The 20,148-nt window shown below is 67.0% G+C and carries 17 protein-coding genes and 1 tRNA gene; 6 read left to right on the top strand and 12 right to left on the bottom strand.

Annotation, left to right across the window (positions count from 1 at the left end; genetic code table 11):
* Positions 1–37: 37 nt before the first annotated feature.
* The 3 genes from AC07S4_RS24725 to AC07S4_RS24715 are packed head-to-tail and all read right to left on the bottom strand — an operon-like array spanning position 38 to position 6,497.
* On the bottom strand, positions 38–1,600 hold the full coding sequence (locus tag AC07S4_RS24725) for an ATP-binding response regulator (RefSeq protein WP_494989131.1): 1,563 nt from the start codon (positions 1,598–1,600) through the stop codon (positions 38–40).
* On the bottom strand, positions 1,597–2,736 hold the full coding sequence (locus AC07S4_RS24720) for a response regulator (RefSeq protein ID WP_494989130.1): 1,140 nt from the start codon (positions 2,734–2,736) through the stop codon (positions 1,597–1,599). The genes AC07S4_RS24725 and AC07S4_RS24720 overlap by 4 nt, the downstream gene beginning before the upstream one ends.
* Positions 2,733–6,497, bottom strand: coding sequence for a response regulator (locus tag AC07S4_RS24715; protein WP_494989129.1), 3,765 nt, complete (start codon positions 6,495–6,497; stop codon positions 2,733–2,735). The genes AC07S4_RS24720 and AC07S4_RS24715 overlap by 4 nt, the downstream gene beginning before the upstream one ends.
* Before the next feature lie 123 nt (positions 6,498–6,620).
* On the opposite strand from AC07S4_RS24715, the gene AC07S4_RS24710 reads away from it, so the two are divergent.
* Positions 6,621–9,725 (top strand): diguanylate cyclase, encoded by a 3,105-nt coding sequence (locus AC07S4_RS24710; protein ID WP_494989128.1) that lies wholly within the window; start codon positions 6,621–6,623, stop codon positions 9,723–9,725.
* A gap of 18 nt (positions 9,726–9,743) precedes the next feature.
* Here AC07S4_RS24710 and sigJ read toward each other — a convergent pair whose 3' ends face one another.
* A complete protein-coding gene (gene sigJ, locus AC07S4_RS24705; protein ID WP_494989127.1) occupies positions 9,744–10,631 on the bottom strand; it encodes an RNA polymerase sigma factor SigJ in 888 nt (295 codons plus the stop codon).
* A gap of 167 nt (positions 10,632–10,798) precedes the next feature.
* Between sigJ and AC07S4_RS24700 the strand changes: the two genes are divergently transcribed.
* Complete coding sequence (locus AC07S4_RS24700) at positions 10,799–11,707, top strand: helix-turn-helix transcriptional regulator (protein WP_494989126.1); 909 nt, start codon at positions 10,799–10,801, stop codon at positions 11,705–11,707.
* 93 nt (positions 11,708–11,800) lie between these two features.
* A complete protein-coding gene (locus tag AC07S4_RS24695) occupies positions 11,801–12,235 on the top strand; it encodes a hypothetical protein (RefSeq protein ID WP_494989125.1) in 435 nt (144 codons plus the stop codon).
* A gap of 28 nt (positions 12,236–12,263) precedes the next feature.
* On the opposite strand, the gene ypfJ is transcribed toward AC07S4_RS24695, so the two are convergent.
* Positions 12,264–13,151, bottom strand: a complete 888-nt coding sequence (ypfJ, locus tag AC07S4_RS24690) for a KPN_02809 family neutral zinc metallopeptidase (RefSeq protein ID WP_494989124.1) — start codon at positions 13,149–13,151, stop codon at positions 12,264–12,266.
* A gap of 39 nt (positions 13,152–13,190) precedes the next feature.
* Positions 13,191–14,108: a GGDEF domain-containing protein gene (locus AC07S4_RS24685; RefSeq protein WP_494989123.1), complete on the bottom strand. Its 918-nt coding sequence runs from the start codon at positions 14,106–14,108 to the stop codon at positions 13,191–13,193.
* 144 nt (positions 14,109–14,252) lie between these two features.
* On the opposite strand from AC07S4_RS24685, the gene AC07S4_RS24680 reads away from it, so the two are divergent.
* Positions 14,253–14,792 carry a PEP-CTERM sorting domain-containing protein gene (locus AC07S4_RS24680; protein WP_494989122.1) on the top strand — a complete coding sequence of 180 codons (540 nt, stop codon included), beginning with the start codon at positions 14,253–14,255 and terminating at the stop codon, positions 14,790–14,792.
* On the opposite strand, the gene AC07S4_RS24675 is transcribed toward AC07S4_RS24680, so the two are convergent.
* Entirely contained in the window at positions 14,780–15,082 is a 303-nt protein-coding gene (locus AC07S4_RS24675) for a YciI-like protein (RefSeq protein WP_494989121.1), read from the bottom strand. The genes AC07S4_RS24680 and AC07S4_RS24675 overlap by 13 nt on opposite strands.
* A gap of 102 nt (positions 15,083–15,184) precedes the next feature.
* On the opposite strand from AC07S4_RS24675, the gene AC07S4_RS24670 reads away from it, so the two are divergent.
* Positions 15,185–15,892, top strand: a complete 708-nt coding sequence (locus AC07S4_RS24670) for a DNA alkylation repair protein (protein WP_494989120.1) — start codon at positions 15,185–15,187, stop codon at positions 15,890–15,892.
* A gap of 28 nt (positions 15,893–15,920) precedes the next feature.
* Here AC07S4_RS24670 and AC07S4_RS24665 read toward each other — a convergent pair whose 3' ends face one another.
* The 5 genes from AC07S4_RS24665 to AC07S4_RS24645 all read right to left on the bottom strand — a co-directional run bounded on the left by AC07S4_RS24665 (position 15,921) and on the right by AC07S4_RS24645 (position 18,132).
* Entirely contained in the window at positions 15,921–16,349 is a 429-nt protein-coding gene (locus AC07S4_RS24665) for an STY0301 family protein (RefSeq protein WP_494989119.1), read from the bottom strand.
* Between the two features lie 3 nt (positions 16,350–16,352).
* Positions 16,353–16,769, bottom strand: a complete 417-nt coding sequence (locus AC07S4_RS24660; RefSeq protein WP_494989118.1) for a BPSL0067 family protein — start codon at positions 16,767–16,769, stop codon at positions 16,353–16,355.
* 50 nt (positions 16,770–16,819) lie between these two features.
* Positions 16,820–17,200 carry an Hcp family type VI secretion system effector gene (locus tag AC07S4_RS24655; RefSeq protein ID WP_494989117.1) on the bottom strand — a complete coding sequence of 127 codons (381 nt, stop codon included), beginning with the start codon at positions 17,198–17,200 and terminating at the stop codon, positions 16,820–16,822.
* A gap of 200 nt (positions 17,201–17,400) precedes the next feature.
* Positions 17,401–17,476: transfer RNA gene (locus AC07S4_RS24650), tRNA-Lys, on the bottom strand.
* 50 nt (positions 17,477–17,526) lie between these two features.
* Positions 17,527–18,132, bottom strand: a complete 606-nt coding sequence (locus AC07S4_RS24645; RefSeq protein WP_494989116.1) for an IMPACT family protein — start codon at positions 18,130–18,132, stop codon at positions 17,527–17,529.
* Positions 18,133–18,187: 55 nt separating this feature from the next.
* Here AC07S4_RS24645 and AC07S4_RS24640 point away from each other — a divergent pair, with 55 nt between their 5' ends.
* On the top strand, positions 18,188–20,146 hold the full coding sequence (locus tag AC07S4_RS24640) for a helicase-related protein (protein ID WP_494989115.1): 1,959 nt from the start codon (positions 18,188–18,190) through the stop codon (positions 20,144–20,146).
* Positions 20,147–20,148: the final 2 nt, after the last annotated feature.

The following is a 20,148-nucleotide window of genomic DNA, read 5'->3' as shown; positions in this document are numbered from 1 at the left end:
ATATTCTTCGTGGCCAATTCTCGCGCATTGTCACACTTCAGGCAGCGCGCGGCAGCGATAGCGCCAGGGTGGTGCTGTTCCGGTCGTCGTCCGTGCTCATGGCCAGGCTGCCGCCTTGCGCTTCGGCCAGCAGCCGGGCCGAGTAGGTGCCGATGCCGCTGCCGCCTTGTTTGCCGAAGGAGGCGTAGCGCTCAAAGAAGCGCTCGCACATGGCGGCGGGCACGGCGCCGCTGTTGTCTATGGTGACCAGCAGGGGGCTGCCGTCGTGCAGCTTGATGGCCACCTGGCCGCCCGGCACGGCGGCGGCGGCTTCGCAGGCGTTCTTCACCAGGTTGTGCAAAATGGCCAGGCATAGCGTGGCGTCGCCCAGCGCGTGGCCGGCGCCGGCGGGGGCGTCCACGGTAATGGCGACATTGCTGCCTGCGCAGGCGGCGCGCGTGGCGTGCGCCACCTTGTGCAGCGCTGCGGACAGGTCCAGCGGCTCGGCCACCAGCTGGAAGGTGCCGGTTTCTATCATGAACAGGTCGGCCGAGAGCTTGACGGTGTCCAGCGCCTGCTGCGCCGTGGCGGCGATGAGCTGGGCTTGCAGCGCGTGGTCGGCGCCGGTTGGGGCGGCAGACGGATTTGCGAGCTGCTGCGCCAGTTGCTGCGCCAGTCCGAGCACGCCGGCCAGCGGGCCTTTGATGTCGTGCCGCAGCATGCGTTCCACGTCTTCCCGCAGGCGCGCCGTTTCCAGCAGCGCGTCGTATTCCGCCTGGCGCTGCAGGTGCACGGCGATGTAGCGCATGAAGTTGTTGACGCGCAGCTGCAGCACGTCCGGGTCCACCGGTTTGCTGACGAAATCGACCGCGCCCAGCGTCAGGCCGCGCCGGCGCGCCGCTTCGTCGGTCAGCGCGGTGACGAAGATGATGGGGATGTGCGCGCTGCCCGGATGCTCGCGCATGCGCTGCGCCACTTCGAAGCCGTCCATGCCGGGCATCATCACGTCCAGCAGCACCAGGTCGGGCGGATTGTCCGAGCTGCACATGGCCAGCGCCTTGGGGCCGTTGTGCGCCACGCGCACGCGGTACTGGCCTTCGAACAGGTCCGCGATCAGGCGCAGGTTTTCCGGCGTGTCGTCCACCACCAGCAGGGTGGGCTGCGGTGGCGCCGCCTGGCTTTGCGGACGGGCCGCCGCAGCGGCGGATGCTGGAGGCGTTGCGGCGCCGGGCAGGCGCACGCGGCGGCTCAGCGCGCCGGCGATCTTGTCTTCCAGGCGCTGGCGCGTGTAGGGCTTGACCAGCAGGTCGGACACGCCGCTGGTGATGGCTTGCGCAATGCGGTCGCGGTCCGCTTCCGCTGTGACCATCACCATGGGAATGCCGGCCAGCTTTTCGTCGGCGCGGATATGGCGCAGCAGTTCCAGGCCGTCCATCAGCGGCATGTTCCAGTCCGACAGCACCAGGTCGATGGGACGGCTTTGCAGCAGGCGCAAGGCGTCCGCGCCGTTGCTGGCGGTCTGCACGTCGAGCGCGCCCAGCGCGCGCAGCTGGTTGGCCGTGATCTGGCACATGGCGGGAACGTCGTCCACCACCAGGAAGTTGAGTTTTTCGAAGTTCATTGCGCTTGGGGTTTCAGGTCTTCATCACTGTCGATGTAGCGGTCGGCGATGGCTTTGCATTCGGCTTCCAGCGCCACGAAGGCGTCCAGGATGTCGGGATCGAAGTGGCTGCCGCGTCCTTCGCGCATCAGCGCCACGGCCTGCGCGTGCGGCATCGTTTCCTTGTAGACGCGGCGCGAGATCAGCGCATCATACACGTCGGCCACCGCCATCAGCCGGGCGGACAAGGGGATGGCGTCGCCGGCCAGGCCCTCGGGGTAGCCGCTGCCGTCCCACTTTTCCTGGTGCGAGTAGGCGATCTCCTTGGCGCAGCTGAGGAAGGGCACGTCCACGCCCAGGCGCTGCTCGGCGTGCAGGATGGCGTTGCGTCCCAGCGCGCAGTGGGTCTTCATGACTTCCCATTCGTCCGGCCCGAAGCGGCCGGGTTTCAGCAGGATGCGGTCCGGTATGCCGACCTTGCCGATGTCGTGCAGCGGCGCGGACTTGAACAGCACGTCGATGTAGGCGGGCGTGAGTTCGGCCTCGAAGCGCGGGTGGTGGCGCAGATGGTCGGCCAGCAGCTTCACGTACCACTGCGTGCGCAGGATGTGGTTGCCGGTGTCGTTGTCGCGCGTTTCGGCCAGCGAGGCCATGGTGAGGATGGTGACGTCCTGCAGCGCGCTCACTTCGCCGGTGCGGCGTTCCACTTCCTGCTCCAGGTAGGCGTTCTTGTCGCGCAGGAAGTCGGACGAGGCTTTCAGCGTCAGGTGGGTGCGCACCCGCGCCAGCACGATGGGCGGGCTGATAGGCTTGGTGATGTAGTCCACCGCGCCCAGCTTGAAGCCGAGCTGCTCGTCCCGGGTTTCGGATTTCGCGGTCAGGAAGATGACGGGGATGGCGGCGGTGAGCGGGTCGGCCTTGAGCTGGCGGCACACTTCGTAGCCGTCCATTTCCGGCATCATGATGTCGAGCAGGATCAGGTCGGGCTGCGCGGCGCCCATTGCGCCGTGGGCGATCTTCAGCGCCTTGGCGCCGTTCGGGGCCACCTTGACGGTGTAGTCGCCCGACAGCAGGCCGCTCATCAGCGAGAGGTTGTCGGGCGTGTCGTCCACCACGAGGATGATGGGTTTGCGTGGAAAACCGGTGGATGGGGTCATGACTGCACTTCCTCAAGAACGGCCAGCGCCGTTTCAAAGTCGAACTGGCCGATAGCTTGCTGAAGGCGGCGGATGTGGTGGGGGTAGGCGCTGGCCAGCAGCGCCTGGTGTTCAAGCAGCACGCGTTCGGCCTGGGCGTCGTCGTCGGCCAGCAGGCGCACCAGCTGGGCGTGGACCTCGTCGCGCAGGGCGGTGTCGATGGCGGGCGGCGTGCCCGCACCTGCCGCATCCGTCGCGGCGGCGGATTCCGGGGGCAGGGCGGCGGCGATGGCGGCCAGCTGCGCGGCCAGCTCCTGCGCCAGCGCGGCTTGCAGCTCGCCGGTGGCGCCGCCCGCGCTGATGGCGTGCTCCAGTTCCGCCGCGGCTTGCTGCAGGGCGTCGGCGCCGATATTGCCGGCCAGGCCTTTGAGGGTGTGGGCCATGCGCTCGGCGTCACCGTTATCGCCGACGGCGATGGCGGCGGCGATGCGCGCGTCCGCGCCCGACTGGTTGGCGACAAAGCCGCGCAGCATGGCCAGGTAGCGCGGCCGCTTGCCCAGCACGCGGCGCAGGCCGGCCTGCATGTCCAGTCCGGGAATGGCGGCGGGCAGGCCGCCATCGTCTTCGGCCGACGCATCGGGTGGCGCTGCCGCCGCCGGTGCTGGCGCGTCATTGCCGGCCGCGTGGCGCGGTGGTATCCAGCGCAGCAGGGCGCGCCACAGTTCGTCCGGCTCGATGGGCTTGCTGACGAAATCGGCCATGCCGGCCGCCAGGCATTGTTCGCGGTCGCTCTGCATGGCGTTGGCGGTCATGGCGACGACGGGCAGCGCGTCCAGCTCGGGCATGGCGCGCAGCCTGCGGGTGGCTTCGATACCGTCCATTTCCGGCATCTGCATGTCCATCAGCACGATGTCGTAGCGCTCCTTGCGCACCATCTCCAGCACCGCCAGCCCGTTGCCGGCCACGTCCACCAGCAGCCCGGCGTCGAGCAGCAATTCGGTCGCCACCTGCTGGTTCAGTTCATTGTCCTCAGCCAGCAGCACGCGCGCGCCGGCGATGCTGGCCAGCGCCTCGGCGGTGGACTGCAGCAGCGGCAAGCCCGCCAGGCTCGCGTTGTCGGCGGCGTCTTCGTATTCGCCGTCGAGCAGGCGTATCAGGGTGTTCAGCAGCACCGAGGCGTTGACCGGCTTGATCAGCACGTCCTCGATGCCGGCTGCGCGCGCCTGGGCCAGCACTTCCTCGCGGCCGAAGGCGGTCACCATGGCCAGGCGCGGCGGATGTTCCAGCTGCAGTTCGCGAGCCAGGGCCTGCAGCGCGGCGGCGGTTTCCGGGCCGTTCATGCCGGGCATCTGCCAGTCCAGCAGCACCACGTCGAACGCGTCCGCCGTGCCGGCCGTGGCGCGCACGCGCTCCAGCGCTTCGGGGCCGGAGGCCACGGCGCTGGCGGCAAAGCGCATCGACTCCAGTATGCCGGTCAGCACGGCGCGCGCGCTGTCGTTGTCGTCCACCACCAGGATGCGGCGGCCGCGCAGGTCCGGGTGCGGCAGCAGCACGCGGCGCTCGCCTGTGCCTATCGCCAGGCTGGCGGTGAACCAGAAGGTGGAGCCCTTGCCATGCTCGCTCTCCACGCCCACCGCGCCGCCCATCAGCTCCGCCAGTTTTTTGGAGATGGCCAGGCCCAGGCCTGTGCCGCCGTATTTGCGGGTGGTGGAGGAGTCGGCCTGCTGGAAGCTCTGGAACAGCTGCGCCATCTGCTCCGGGGTGAGGCCGATGCCGGTGTCGCGCACGGCGAAGCGCAGCAGCACCTTGCCGGCGGCGCTGGCCTGCACGCGCACGATGATGTCCACCTCGCCGCGCTCGGTGAACTTGACGGCGTTGTTGGCGTAGTTGATGAGGATCTGGCCCAGGCGCAGCGGGTCGCCCACCAGGCTGTCCGGCACGTCGCCGGCGACGTCGAACACCAGCTCCAGGCCTTTGGCGGCGATCTTTTCAGCGATCACCGTGCTGACGTTCTCCAGCACCTGGGCCAGTTCGAAGGGCGTGTGCTCGACCTGCAGCTTGTCGGCCTCGATCTTGGAGAAGTCCAGGATGTCGTTGATGATGCCCAGCAGGTGCTGGCCGGCGCGCTGGATCTTCTGCACATAGTCGTGCTGGCGCGGCGTGAGGCCGGTCTTCAGCGCCAGGTGGCTCATGCCGATGATGGCGTTCATGGGGGTGCGGATTTCGTGGCTCATATTGGCCAGGAACATGGACTTGCTGCGCGTGGCGTCCTCCGCCGCCTGCTTGGCCGCGCCCAGCGCCTGCGCCGCAATGTGCTCGGCGGTGACGTCGGCCAGGTAGCCGTTCCACACGTCCTGGCCGTCCGGCTGGCGCGCGCAACTGCAGTGCAGCTCCACCCAGCGCGTGCCCAGGTGGCCGTTGCCGCCGCCCGCGTGGCCGCCGCCAAAAGCCAGCCGGCGGTGCAGCGGCAGCTGGTGCAGCGCCGCTTCGGACACTTGCGACAGCAGCCCGCCCGCGCCGTCCCGGCCGTCCGGGTCCAGCAGCGAGAACAGCACGCTGCCATTGGCCAGCACGTCGTTGGCCTGCAGGCCGGTGATGGCGGTAATGGCCGGGCTCATGAAGTTGAACGCCGGCTTGCCGTCCAGGCCGACGCGGAACTGGTACACCGCCACCGGCAGGTTGTTGGTGATTTCGCGCATGCGCTTCTCGTTCTCGAAGCGCAGCCGGCGCGTGGTTTCCTGCTGGCGCTGGCGGCCGGTGACCACCAGTGCCAGCAGCCACATGGCCAGCAGCGCCACGGCGGCCGCCGCCAGGTCGCGCCACAGCGGCAGCCAGGCGTTGCGGTCCTGCAGGCGCAGCACGCGCCAGTGGCCGCCGCTGTCGTCCGGCCAGTTCAGCTGCGCCGAGGCGACCGCGTGGAAGGAGCCGTTCAGCCATACCGCGCCGCTATCCGGATTGAAGGGCAGGTGCTCGGGGCCGTCGTCGTCGAACAGGGTGCCGAACTGCTTGCCGCGCACCAGTTCCTCGCGCCGCTCCACGCTCACTTGCCCGGCCAGCTTGAGCAGCCAGGGCGCGCGGTTGCTGGCGAAGACCACGCCGTCCGGCGACAGCAGCAGCACCGGGTCGCTGGTGCTGTCGAGCAGGCGGTCGATGTCGGCCACCGGCATCTTGACGGCGTAGGCGCCGGTGATGGGCGTGTCGCGGCTGTTGCCGCCGTGGACAGGGGCGGCGAAATACAGGCCGCGCTCGTGCGAGGTGCCGCCGATGGCGGGGTAGACCGTGGCCTGTCCGGCCAGCGCGCGCCGCACGTAAGGGCGGAACGCCAGGTTGCGCCCCAGGCCGGTGGCCTTGCCTTCCCGGTTCAGATAGGCCAGCGTGGTGCCGTCGCCGGAGACCACGAAGACGTTGTCGGCGCCGTACTGGTCGATGATGGCGGCGAAGTCGGCGTGGATCTCGTTGGAGTCGAAGGCCAGGCTGCCGTTCAGCAGCTGCTTGATGCTGGATTCGACCAGGCCCATCAGGATAGCGCCGCCGATGACCTTGTTCTCGCTGCTTTCGCCCTGCACGCGGGCGGCCAGTTCGGTGGTGGCGGCGGCCAATTCGCTGCGGTGCTGCTGGAACACCAGCTGGCGCTGCGCCAGCACGCACGCCGCCGCCATGGCTAGCGCCAGCGCGGCCCAGCGGAACGCGGCGTTGCGCGGCCGCAGCGTCCGCTGCAGCAGCTTGCGGAGGCCGGTGCGCGGCTGTTGCTCCGGTGAGAGGGGCGGATGGGGGGCGTTCATGGCGGCTGGATTTGCTTTACTTGAGGAAAGTATAACGAAAATTCAACCCGGTGGGAGGATGGCGACATTTATATGTCAGGCTGTTGCTTGACTGAAAGCTCTATGCTTATACTGGGTCCGACCATGAAATTCGCCCTTACCCTCCTTGCGCTCCTGCTGGCCGCCGCCAGCCCGCTCCCGGCTGCCGCTGCGCCGCAGGCGCTGGCTTTCAAGCGCATCGACACGCTGGGTTCGGACGCGCAGTCCATCGTCTCCATGCTGCAGGACCGGCAGGGTTTCGTCTGGATAGGCACCATAGAGGGCGGCTTGTTCCGCTACGACGGCCGCCAGTCGGTGCACTACCAGAACGACCCGCTCGACCCGCGCAGCCTGCCGGGCGGGCGCATTGCCGCGCTGTACAACGACGAGCAGGGCCGCATCTGGGCCGGCACCGACGAGGGCCTGGTGCGCTACGACCCGGCCAGCAACGGCTTTATCCGCTACGTGCCGGACTCGGGGCCGAAGAATTACCGCATCGTGCGCCGCATCATCAACGACGGCGCCGGCGGCATGTGGCTGGCCACCTGGGGCGGTTTGCAGCGCTTCGACCCGAAAACGGGCCGCTTCAAGATCTACCAGCACGACCCGGCGCGGCCGGACAGCCTGGCGCACAACGACATCAACGCCTTGACGATGGACGCCAAGGGCGGCGTCTGGGCCGGCACCTGGCCGGGCGGCCTGGACTACCTGGCGCCGGGCAGCGAGAGCTTTGTGCACTACCGCGTGGACGACGAGGCCGCGCCCAGCGTGAAGGGCAACGACGTGCGCGCGCTGCACGCGGACAGCGCCGGCAAGCTGTGGATAGGCACGGACGACGGCCTGGTGGTGTGGAAGGCCGGCGAGCCGTGGACAACGCGGCGCCGCCTGCCGCAGCAGACCGGCCGCGTGACCCATATGGACGAGGACCTGAGCGGCGACCTGTGGATCAGCACCCGCACCGCCGGCGTATGGCGCTGGGACCGCGAAACCGGGGACTTCCAGGTCTACCAGCGGCGCGCGGAGGACAGCCACAGCCTGTCCACCAACGCCATCAACCTGACCATGCACGACCGCACGGGCACGCTGTGGGTGGGCACCTTCACCGACGGCGTGAGCCGCGCCAACCTGGGCTACCACGGCTTCGAGCGCATCGTGCCGCGCGACGTGGCGCCGGAGGTGTTCAAGGCCAGCAATTTCGTGCGCAGCCTGGGCGCGGCGCCGCAGGGCAAGCTGTGGCTGGGCGTGGACGACGGCCTGGTGCTGTTCGACCCCGCCGAACGCAAGCTGCTGCGCCATTACGCGGCCGATGCGAAGCGGCCCGGCACCCTGAGCAACAACGTGGTCTACAGCCTGTACCAGCAGCCGGGCGGCCCGCTGTGGGCCGGCACCTCGCGCGGCCTGAACCGGCTCGACAAGCTGGACGGTCCCTTCCAGGCCATCCATTTCGGCAGCGGCGCCATCGACTTCATCAACCGCATCGCGCCCGGGCGCGGCGGCCTGCTGTGGCTGGGCACCAGCGCCGGCCTGGTGCGCTACGACATCGCCAGCGGCGCGCACACCGTGCACGCGCACGACCCGTCCGATCCCGGCAGCCGCAGCGTGGACGGCGTGACCACGCTGATGGAAGACAGCGCGGGCCGGGTCTGGACCGGGGAATTCTTCCGCGGCGGGCTGGACGTGCGCGATCCGGAGACCGGCCGCTACACCCGCGTGCCCAGCGACCCGGCGCGCGCCGACACGCTGAGCAGCGACCGCATCAGCTGCCTGCACGAGGACGCCAGCGGCGCCATCTGGGTGGGCACGGCGCGCGGCCTGAACCGCATCCGCTTCCGCGACGGCAAGCTGGAGGTGAAGCGCTACAGCCACAAAGGCAGCGTGGGCACGCAGATGGTGGAAGCGATACAGTCCGACCGCGCCGGCATGCTGTGGGTGACAACTGTTGCGGGCATGTCCAAGCTGGAACCGGTCAGCGAGAACGTCACCAACTACTCGGTGGAGGACGGCCTGACCGAGGGCTTCTACCTGGACGCGTCGGTGCGCGGCAGCGACGGCCGGCTGTATTTCGGCAGCACCAGCGGCATCACCAGCGTCAACCCTGCGATACACAGCAGCGTATCGCGCCCGCCGCAGCTGGCCATTACCGGCATCAGCCTGCTCAACAAGCCGCTGCAGCCGGGCGCGGCGCCGCCCGGCGTCACGCTGGAGGGCAGCCTGACGGCGCCGCAGTCGCTCACCCTGCCGTGGAACGCGGACGTGCTCACCATCGAGTTCGCGGCGCTGCACTACGCCGAGCCCAAACGCAACGGCTACCGCTACAAGCTGGAAGGCTTCGACCAGGACTGGGTGCAGGCCGACGCCAGCCGTCCCGCCGCCACCTACACCAATTTGAACCCGGGCAGCTACCGCTTCCGCCTCATGGGCAGCAACAACAAAGGCCTGGAGAGCAAGGCCGAGGTGACGCTGCCGATCACCATTACGCCGCCGCTATGGCAAACCTGGTGGTTCCGCACGGCGGCGGCGGCGGCGGCCATGTCGCTGCTGGCGCTGCTGTACCGCTGGCGCGTGCGCAGCCTGACCGCGCGCGCCACGCGGCTGGAAAGCATCGTGGCCGAACGCACGCGCGCGCTGCAGGAGTCCAACCAGAAGCTGGCGGCGCTGTCTGCTACGGATGCGCTGACCGGCATCGCCAACCGGCGCAGCTTCGATGACGCGCTGGCGCGCGAATGGCGGCGCGCGGCGCGGCGCGGCGAGCCGCTGGCGGTGGCCATGTTCGACGTGGATTTCTTCAAGCCCTATAACGACCACTATGGCCACGCCGCCGGCGACGACGCCTTGCGCCGCGTGGCGCAGGCGCTGGCGGGAGGCCTGCACCGCGCGGGCGACCTGGTGGCGCGCTACGGCGGCGAGGAGTTCGTCTTTATCGCCCCGGGCGCCTCGCCCGAGGAGGCGCTGCGCATGGCCGACGGCCTGCGGCTGGCCGTGGAGGCGCTGGCGCTGCCGCATGCGCTGTCGGCCTTCAGCCGCGTGACGGCCAGCGTGGGCGTGGCCTCCTTCGTGCCGCCGCAAGGCGCCGCCGTTGACGGTGGCAGGGACGGCGGCAGGGACGGCGGCAAGGATGGCGCCGGCGGCGCGGCGGCGCTGATGCAGGCGGCCGACCAGGCGCTGTACCGCGCCAAGGCGGAAGGCCGCAACCGCAGCGTGCTGGCCTGAGCGCTCAGGCCAGCGCGTTCATATGGTCTGCGGCACGCCGGTCAGCTTGTCCGGATTGCGCACCGCGTAGATGCCGGCGATGAGGCCGTCCACCACCAGGATGGCCTGCGCCGATTCCAGCTTGCCGCCGATATAGCGCAGGAAGCCCGGCTCGCCGTTCAGCATGGCGGTGCGGTATTCCACCTGGCCCGGATACTTGTCCAGCGTGCGGCAGAACAGGCGCGTCACGGCGCCCATGCCGTGGATAATGCGCGGGAAGGACGGCACTTTGCCGCCGCCGTCGCTCACCAGTTCCACATTCGCCGCCAGCAGCGCCTGGATGGCGGCCGCTTGCCCGGTGCGTGCCGCGTCCAGGAATTTGCCCAGCAGGCTGCGGTGCGCGTCGTGGTTTACCCCATAACGCTTCTTGTCCTGCTGCACGCGTTCCTGGGCCCGGTGCACCATCTGGCGGCAGGCCGCTTCGCTTTTGCCCAGCAGCGCCGCCACTTCGCCGTAGTCGTAGTCGAACACCTGGCGCAGCAGGAAGGCGGCGCGTTCGTCCGGCGACAGGCGTTCCAGCACCCACATGAAGGCCACGCCCAGTTCGCCGGCCATTTCCGCCTGCGTTTCCGGCGTGTGCTCGTCCACTTCCACCAGCGGCTCCGGCAGCCACCAGCCGGCATAGGACTCGCGCTCGGCCTTGGCCACGCGCAGGCGGTCGAGCGAGAGCCGGGTGACGATGGTGACCAGCCAGGCCTCGGGCGATTGCAGGGCGGCCTGGTCGCTGCCTTCCCAGCGCAGCCAGGCGTCCTGCACCACGTCCTCGGCGTCGGCGCGCACGCCCAGCATGCGGTAGGCGATCGAGAACAGGCGCGGACGCAGCGCGGAGAAGGCGAGGGCGGACGGGGTGGCGGCGGCTGGTGGCATGGCGGAACGGTGACTGGTGGGATACGCCTATTGTGACATATACGTTTTCAGCGTGGCTGAAGGCGCGGGCCATCATCGATAAAAATACCGATCGTCACATTTCTCGTGGCAATTCGCAGTTCAGCGTCCTAAGCTGCAAGGTGCAGAAAGCAGTAGCAGGAGGCACCATGCAAGAAAAAGAACTGGCTTTGCAATATGACTTGATAGGCCGCTTGTATGAAGCGGCCCTGCATGAAGAACATTGGCCCGGCTTGTGCGAGGATATCGCCGCCGCCATCGGGGCCAATGGGGCCAATGGCGCTAATGGCGCCGGCAGCGCCGCCGCGCTGCTGCAGGCCAGCGCCGGCGCCGTTGCCGCCGTCGCCAGCGAAGACAATAGCTGGATGGGCGTGCTGCAGCCGCACCTGGAACGGGCGCTGAAATTGCGCGACCGCCTGGCGCATAACGACCTGGCCGAGCATTGCAGCGTGGCCGCGCTGGACGCGCTGGCCACGGCGGTGGTGCTGCTGGACGGCAGCCTGACGGTGCTGTACGCGAACGGCGCGGCCGGCTTGGTGTTTGGCGCCGAATCGCCGCTCCAGCTGCGCGGCGCGCGGCTGGCGCAGACCGCCTCGCGCGGCGCGCAAACGCTGGCGCACATGGTGCGGCGTGCGGTGCGCTGCCTGGAGCCGGACAGCCTGGGCGGGCCGGCGCAGGGCACCCAGTCGCTCTGCCTGCCGCGCAGCGGCCGCCTGCCGCTGACGCTGTCCGTGGCGCCGTTCATGCTGGCGGGCGGCGCCGCCGGCGGGCGCGCCTGCGCCATCGTCATGGCGCGCGATCCGGAAGCGGTGACCGCGTCGGCCGCCGTCTTGCAGCAGTTGTTCGAATTGACGCCGGCCGAGGCGGCGGTCAGCTGCGCGCTGGCGGCGGGCGCTTCGCTGGAGGACATCGCCGCCGCCAGCAGCGTGAGCGTGAACACCGTGAAGACCCATTTGCACCGCGTGTACGGCAAGACGTCCACGCGCCGGCAGGGCGAACTGATTGCGCTGATCCACGGTTCCACGGCGACCTTGTTGCCGCCTCATTCAGTCGGATGACGCCAGCGGCAGCATGCCTGCCTACAATGGGTTCGACCGGTGCAGACAGGCCGGCGAGAACCTTAATCCAGTTATCCAGGGATGGTGCATATCATGAAAAAATTACTATTGGCGGCATTGATGGGCGCAGCATGCGTAGGCGCGCTTGCGCAGCAGAGCGATACGGTGACCATCCCGGCGCCGGCGCAAACGATCTCGGCGATCGAGGCGCCCACGCAGCGCGTGTACCTCACTGATATGGAATTCGGCAGCTACAAAGGCGGCTATGATCTGTCGAACGGGCAGGTGCTGACGCTGACGAAGAAAGGCAGCCGGATCTATGCCCAAGTGGGCGACATGGACGAACACCAGGTGGTGGCCGTGGCGCACAATACCTTTGTTGCGCTGGACCAGAAACTGAAGGTGCGCATCGACCTCGATACGGGTGTCGGCAGCGGCATCGGCGGTGAACTGCTGATGGTGGTGCCTGGCCGCAGCGTGGCCGGCCTGCCTGCGCAGGATACGCTGATGCGGGTGGCCTTCCAATAAGCCGGGCGCGCGGCGGCGCCCGGCACGCTTATAGCTGCTGCTGGGCGTCGAAGGTATTGCAGCGGCCGGTGTCGCCGCTTTCCAGGCCGCGCTTGAACCAGCGCACGCGCTGCTCCGAGCTGCCGTGCGTGAAGGAGTCCGGCACCACGCGGCCCTGGGATTGGCGCTGCAGCGCGTCGTCGCCGATGGCGGTGGCGGCGCTCAGCGCCGTTTCCACGTCGCCCTGTTCCAGGATGCTGCGCGAGCGGTTGGCGTGGAAGGCCCACACGCCGGCGAAGCAGTCGGCCTGCAATTCCAGCCGCACCGACAATGCGTTGGCCTGCCGCTCGGTAGCGCGGCGGCGCTGCTGGTCCACCTTGTCCGAAATGCCGGTCACGTGCTGCACGTGGTGGCCCACTTCGTGCGCGATCACATAGGCTTGCGCGAACTCGCCGTTGACGTGGAAGCGTTCCTGCATCAGGCGGTAGAAGCTCAGGTCGATATACACTTGCTGGTCGCCGGGGCAGTAGAAGGGGCCGGTCGCCGACTGGCCGGTGCCGCAGGCCGTATCCGTGCTGCCGCTGAACAGTATCAGCTTGGGCTTGACGTAGCTGCCGCCCTTGGCGCGGAACAGTTCGGTCCACACGTCCTCCGTGTCCGCCAGCACCACCCTGACGAATTTGCTTTGCCGGTCGGCGGCCGGCGCCGCGTGCGAGGGCGCCTGCTGCTGCACCTGCGCCGGCCCGCCGCCACCGCCGCTGAGCAGGCTGAGCATCGTGAGCGGATTCACGCCGAATACATACGAGCCGATCAGGGCCAGCACCACGGTGCCGATGCCGATGGAGCGGCCGCCCAGGCCGAAGCCGCCGCCACCGCCGCCGCCATCGCCGCGCCGGTCCTCAACGTTGTCGCTCTCGCGGTTGCCTTCCCATTTCATGGCGTGCTCCTGTTCTGCAGTCTTATAGGTTTGTAGCCACTATACGCTAGCAATGCGGTTGCGGCCGCCGCGCTTGGCGCGGTACAGTGCGTCGTCCGCACGCTTGAGCACGTCCTCGGCGTGGGCGTCGCCCGGCAGGAACTCGCTCAGGCCGCCGCTGATGGTGGCGCCGCCGCCCACCGCGCCCAGGCGCAGCAAGGCCTCCGCCACGCGCAGGCGCAGCCGTTCGGCGATGGGGGCGGCCTGGTCGCGGGTGGTGTGCGGCATCAGCACCACGAACTCGTCGCCGCCGAAGCGGGCCGGGAAGTCGGTGCTGCGCAGTTCGTCGCGGCAGACATCGGCGGCGGCGCGGATGGCCTTGTCGCCGAACAGATGGCCGAACTGGTCGTTGATGTTTTTAAAGTGGTCGATATCGAAGATCAGCAGCGTGGTCGCGGTGCCGTAGCGCGCGAACACTTGATAATGTTCGGCCAGCGATCCCATCAGCTTGCGCCGGTTGTACAGGCCGGACAGCTCGTCGATTTCGCTGTGCAGGCGCAACTGGGCTTCCAGCTGGTGGCGCGCGGTGATATTGCTGGCCACCCACAGCACCGCGTCCTCGCCGTCGACCTGGAATTCAAGCGCCTGCACGCGGCCCTCGAACCAGCTCGCTTTCAGCGGCGGCCGGTTGCCCTTGTACAGGATGTCGTCGCTGTCCAGGCCGTACTCCACCACGTGCAGGCTGCGCGTGGCCAGCGCCTTGTGGATCTCGCCCACAAACCACTCCGCCTTGGCCGGCACCAGCAGCTCGGCCATGGCTTTACCCGCCAGGAAGCCGATCTCGTCGTAATAACGCACGTCCGCCCCGCCGAAAATAGCCGCGTAGCGGCCGCTGCGGGTCAGCAGGAAGGCCGGGTCGGGCAGGGCTTTCAGGACCGAGGCAATCTCTTGGCTCGACAGGGCAGGCAGGTGCGGCATGGAAAATCCGGGGTCTTGTTTAACTATTATGTAATTTTTGTGCAGCGCCGCAACGGTAGCAGAGGTGTGGCCGTAAGGCAAGATGGCGCCGCCTGCGGCCGGGTTCGCATAGCATGCTGCTAATTCTTGCATTGGAGGCTAGCCATGTCGATCTTGCTAAAGCGCGCGCTCTGCATCCTGCTGCTGGCCTGCGCGGCCGGCGCATCCGCCGGCACGGCCGGGCACAGGGTGGCGCTGCAATATTTTTACCCGGACCTGGACACGCCCACGCGCAGCTACGCGGCCCAACTGGTGGACGGTGACGGCGCGCTGTTCCGCAACGTGGCAGGCGTGTTCGACCTCACCGTGACCGACACGCAAGTTATCGCCAGCAACTTCAACACCAGCGCCATGTGGCTGGGCGGCGCCTTCAACGGTTTCGCCCTGACCGACCTGGACCATGGGTTTTATCTCTTTGCGGCGCTGGGACGGGAAACCAATATGGCGGGCTTTTCGCCAGCCAATGTGTCCTTCAGCGGGAACGTGGCCTATGTCAATTGGCAGGGGCTGTCCTTCGACGAGGACACGCGGGTGGTGCTCTACCTGAGCGCCGTGCCGGAGCCCGCCGCCTGGGTGCTGATGCTGGCGGGCGGCGCGATCCTGCTGCTGGCGCTGCGCCGGGGCGGGGCGTTTCAGGCCGGATAGACGGGCGCGTCGGCCTGCGTGCCAACCACCGTCATCCACGGGCGGATACGCCAGCCGGTCACCAGGCCGTGGACCACATACGGGTCCGCCGCGACAAAGGCCTCCACCACGGCGGGGGAGTCTGCCTTAAACCACAGCATGGCGCCATCGACCGGCTCGGCCAGCGCGCCGCCCAGCTGCAACTCGCCGCGCGCGTGCGACTCCCAGGCCAGCTTCAGGTGCGCCTCCCGCAACTGCGCGCGGCGCTCCATATAGTCTGCCGCATAGTCGTAAAACAGTACGTAATGCATATATTCCCGTTGTAGTAAAGCCGATCAGGAATGCTAACATTTTGCGTCGCTCGGCGCAGGAGCTGCTGGTATCATCGATCGCTACGCGAACGGGAGAGCCGCATGACTGCCGACGAAATTATCGAACAATTGAGGCCGTTGGGCCGCGATTCCTATAAAAACGTGATGTTCAAGCATGGCGTGCCGGAGCCGCTGCTGGGCGTGAAAATCGAGGACTTGAAAGTCTTCCAGAAGAAAATCAAGAAGAACTACCAGCTGGCGCTGGACCTGTACGACAGCGGCATCTACGACGCCCGCTACCTGGCTGGCCTGGTCGCCGACGACCGCGCCATGAGCCGCGCCGACCTGCAGCACCGGGCCGATACCTCCAGCTGTCTGGCCACCAGCGAATACACCGTGGCCTGGGTGGCCAGCGAGAGCCTGCACGGGCGCGAACTGGCGCTGGACTGGATAGACTCCGGGGAAGAAAAAATCGCCACGGCCGGCTGGGCCACCCTGGGCGGCCTGGTGGCGATCACCGAGGACAACAAGCTGGATCTTGAAGAGCTCAAGCGTCTGCTGCTGCGCGTGCAGGAAACCATCCACCAGCAGCCGAACCGAGTGCGCTACGTGATGAACGGCTTTGTGATTGCCGTGGGCTGCTATGTCGCTCCGCTGGCCGCGCTGGCCGAGCAAGTGGGCAAGGCGCTCGGCGCCGTCACCGTCGACATGGACGGCACCGCCTGCAAAGTGCCGTCGGCGCCGGAGTACATAGCCAAGGTCCGGCAGCGCGGCACCCTGGGCAAGAAGCGCAAGACCGTCAAGTGCTGAGCCGGCGCTGGGGATTTTGGAGCCGTACTTACCAAATGCAGCTTATCTCCGGGCGCCTCACGCCTTGTTTGTCCTTTTTGGAAACAACCGTGCATGCCGAAGTGTTGTCAGCTATGCGCTTGGAGAGTATGACCTCGCCACGTTCGCCATAGCGGCAAGCAATCCACTTTCCGCCCTCGATCGTGCCTTCAAGTTCCTCCCAGATATCGCGTGATGCTGTCGAACGGCTTGGCTTGAGAAATCCTTTCCCTGCTGGCGGGCCGAACATGGGCTCGGCGTAACTGAGTCGCAAGCCGGTTCGTGCAAATGGAGTCCAACCTGCAGGAGGATGGGTGATGGAGACAGAGTCAGGCGCTATCTCAGGTGGACATTCGATCAAGTGCTGCGTAGCGGCTGAAGCCGTCAGCGTTACGGAGGTTCCGACCGCCGCAGCGAGGTAGATGTAATAGCGAACCATATCTCACCTCATCTCAATAATGCTGTAGGCGTCGGCATTATTGCTGGCATTTGGCCACGCTCCACTTTTGCGTTGCTTGAGGCCTCTGGAGGGAATAAAGCGAGAGGAAATCGTCGGTTTGTTGTTTTGATCGGCGGGGCGGTCATCTTTCCATTGGTCCATTACCCAGATTCCCTTGATGCCGTGCCGGAGGAAGAATGCCGCGTGGTTGCCTGTTGCGTGGCTAAGATAGTGGCCGTTGACGAACGTGGCGATGGCGGTTCCGGGTTGGATATCCTTGTTGTTCATGACAGCTGCACCAGCTCTCCAGCCTCTATGGTTAGGAGCACCGCCATAGAACTGAACCAGTGCAACGCATTGGGTCGTTCCTACTTTTGCCTTCCCTTCCAAATCAGACACTTTTGAATAGACGTATGCCATTTCAGCCTCCATGCATCAATGTGGACGAAACTGGTGGAGCGGGAAAAGATTCAGGCGATTCCGTTGCTGGAGAGATCCCAGCCGCCTACGGTATTGCCGGCTATGCCGCCGCCTATTCGTTGCTGTATGTATTTCCAGTTCACCTTGGAAAACTTCAGACCGACGTGCTCAGTGAGGATTTCGCCTTCCTCAATGCCTGGGGTGACATGGCCGATCAGGATGTTTTCAAGGTCGATCTCGAAATACTTGACCCGCTCGCCCTGCCCATCCGCACGCATGAATTCGAGCTTGGCCTTAGGGATGGTTTTTCCAGCCGAACATGTCTGTAGCAGCAGCGGAGAGGAGAGGTCCGCAAGCTTGGTTAAGCTGATTTCTGAATGTTCACAGCGTTCGCTGATGCCGTTGATTTGTAAGTACACATCGATTGCCATATTTCCCTCCTGAGTAAACAATAGGACGAGGCCTATTGTTGCTTGGCGGCGAGAAATATTTTGTGCGAAGGATCAAGCGGAGAGGCGGGCGATACTGCGGCATCGCAAGGCCTATTCCATTTTGAGTCGAATGTTTTGCGAGGCGGAAGGAAACAAAAAAAGCCCACGAACCGAAATTCGTGGGCTTCCTTGAGTATTCGTGGTAGGCCGTGCGGGATTCGAACCTGCGACCAACGGATTAAAAGTCCGCTGCTCTACCAGCTGAGCTAACGACCCGAAAGAGGCAGCATTATAGGGCGGCTTGCGCGTTTCGGCAAGCGGGTTTTTTATTCTTCGCTTTCTTCCGGCACGTCCAGCCAGGCGATGCGGCCGCCGCCGGTCTCGGCCAGGCGCGCCGTCAGGGCCACGGCGGCGCTGTCCGGCAGGCTGAAGTCGAAGCGCACCAGGTCGGCGTGCTGCACGCCGTCCAGCCGCGCTTCGGCCAGCTCGATCTCGCGCCGCATCAGCCCTTCCAGCGCATATGGCACTTCGCAGCGCAGCGCGCGCAGTTTGACGATGGCGATCTTCTCCGCGCCCAGCAGCGCCTGCGCCACGCTGTCGGTGTAGGCGCGCACCAGGCCGCCCGCGCCCAGCTTCACGCCGCCGAAGTAGCGCACCACGGTGGCCTGCACGCCTTCCAGGTCCTGGTGGCGCAGCACGTCCAGCATGGGACGGCCGGCGGTGCCGCTGGGTTCGCCGTCGTCCACGGCGGCGGACTGGCCGCCTGCCAGCAGCGCCCAGCAGACGTGGGCCGCGCCCGGATGCTGGGCCCATAATTCCGCCACCACTTTTTGCGCCGACGCGCGGTCCGACATCGGCTGCACGCAGGCGATGAAGCGGCTCTTTTTGATGATCAATTCGTGGTGGACGGCGGTGGTGATGGTCTGCGGCATGGTGCGATTGTACAGGCTTGCTATACTCGGCCTCAACTCAACCTAGCGACACGATATGACCAGCAACACCGAAGAACACGACCTGGGCGACGACGATCTCCTGTGCCAGCAACTGGGCTTGCCCGCCAGGGGCGTGAGCCTGGTGAAGATGGAGGGGCGGGTATTCCTGCGCATCGCCGGCGAGGTGCGGGCGCAGGGCCTGACCGTGCCCTACCAGCTGGTGCCCGCGCAGGGCGTGCTGGCCAAGCCGTCCAAGTGGCGCAAGATGGACAGCGAGGCGCGCAGCGCGCTGCTGCGCGAACGCAGCGGCGACAAGGCGATCCACGACCTGCATGAACAGGCCACCGGCTTCGTGCACGAAATCGCCGCCGCAGCCGAAGATTACGACTTCGACGCGATGACCTTCCTGCACACGCTGGACGACTTGCAGACCTCCCTGATGGCAGGCGAGGTGTTCGACCGCATCCGCCAGCGCCTGGACCACGCCATCGAGCGCCAGACCGAGGAGCGCTACGCCGAACGCACCAAGCAAAGCATCAACCTGGCCGAATACCCGGATTCCTTCGAGGTGGCGCGCCGCCTGCCGCGCCGCTTCGTTGCGCTGCTCGGGCCGACCAATTCCGGCAAGACCCACCGCGCCATCGAAGCGCTGGCGAAGGCGCCGAGCGGCATCTACCTGGCGCCGCTGCGTCTGCTGGCGCTGGAGAACTACGAGCGCCTGCAGGAGTTCAAGCAGCACGGCAAGCCGCTGGCGGTGAGCCTGGTGACGGGCGAGGAGCGCCGCCTGGCCGAAGGCGCCACCCATGTGGCGAGCACGGTGGAGATGCTGGACACGCGCACGCCGGTGGACGTGGCCGTGATCGACGAGATCCAGATGCTGGCGGACCGCGACCGTGGCGCCGCCTGGACCGCAGCCGTGTGCGGCGCGCCGGCGCGCACCGTCTACCTGGTGGGCGCACCGGAAGCGCGCCGCGCCATCGAGGCGCTGGCCGAACGCCTGGAGTGTCCGCTGGAGGTGCATATCCTGAAACGCAAGGCGCCGCTGTCGATGGAGGCCACCTCGGTGCGCAAGGTGCGCAATCTGCGCAAGGGCGACGCGGTGATCGCGTTTTCGCGCCGCGAAGTGCTGATGTGGCGCGACATGGTGACCGAGGCCGGGCTGTCGGTGGCCACCGTGTACGGCAACCTGTCGCCCGAAGTGCGGCGCGCGCAGGCGCAGCGCTTCCGCGAAGGCCAGGCCGACGTGGTGGTGGGCACGGATGCAATCGCCATGGGCCTGAACATGCCGATCTCGCGCATAGTGATGACCACCAGCGTGAAGTACAACGGCTACGAGGAAGAGGAAATCCCGGCCGCGCTGGCGCGCCAGATCGCAGGCAGGGCGGGGCGCTACGGCATCCACGAGGAAGGCCTGGTGGCGGGCTTTGACGACGACACGCACCAGGTGATGCGCTCGCTGCTGAAGGAGAAGCCGGCGCCGCTGAACACCAGCGGCTTCTCGGTGGCGCCCACGCTGGAGCATCTGCACCGCATCGCCTCGGTCACCAGCGAGACCTCGCTGGCCAAGCTGCTCAAGCGCTTCGTGCACAATATCGACGTGCCGGACGGCTTCTTCTATCCGCGCATCACGGAGGACCAGACCAGCCGCGCCGAATGGCTGGACAGCCTGCCGCTGTCGGTGGCGGACAAGTTCACGCTGTCACTGGTGCCGGTGTCGAGCAAGGTGATGTCCCTGCAGCGCGCGTGGGAGCACTGGGCGCTGTCGCTGTCGCGCGCCAAGGCCACGCGCCTGAAGGCGGATGACTTTGCGCTGACCTATCTGTCGCTGCAGGAGGTGGAGGATACCTGCCGCCTGTATTCGGCCTACGCCTGGCTGGGCTACCGCTTGCCGGAATTCTTCCCGGACATCGAGCTGGCGCAGGAGCTGTCGCGCCGCGCGTCCGAACGCGTGGACTCCGTGCTGCAGGACCAGAACGCCGTCAGCCGCAAGCGCCATCCCAAGCGCTGGCGCTGACG

It is taken from the genome of Pseudoduganella sp. GW821-FHT05F09, from assembly GCF_059419605.1.
This window is presented reverse-complemented; position numbering and strand designations above follow the sequence as displayed.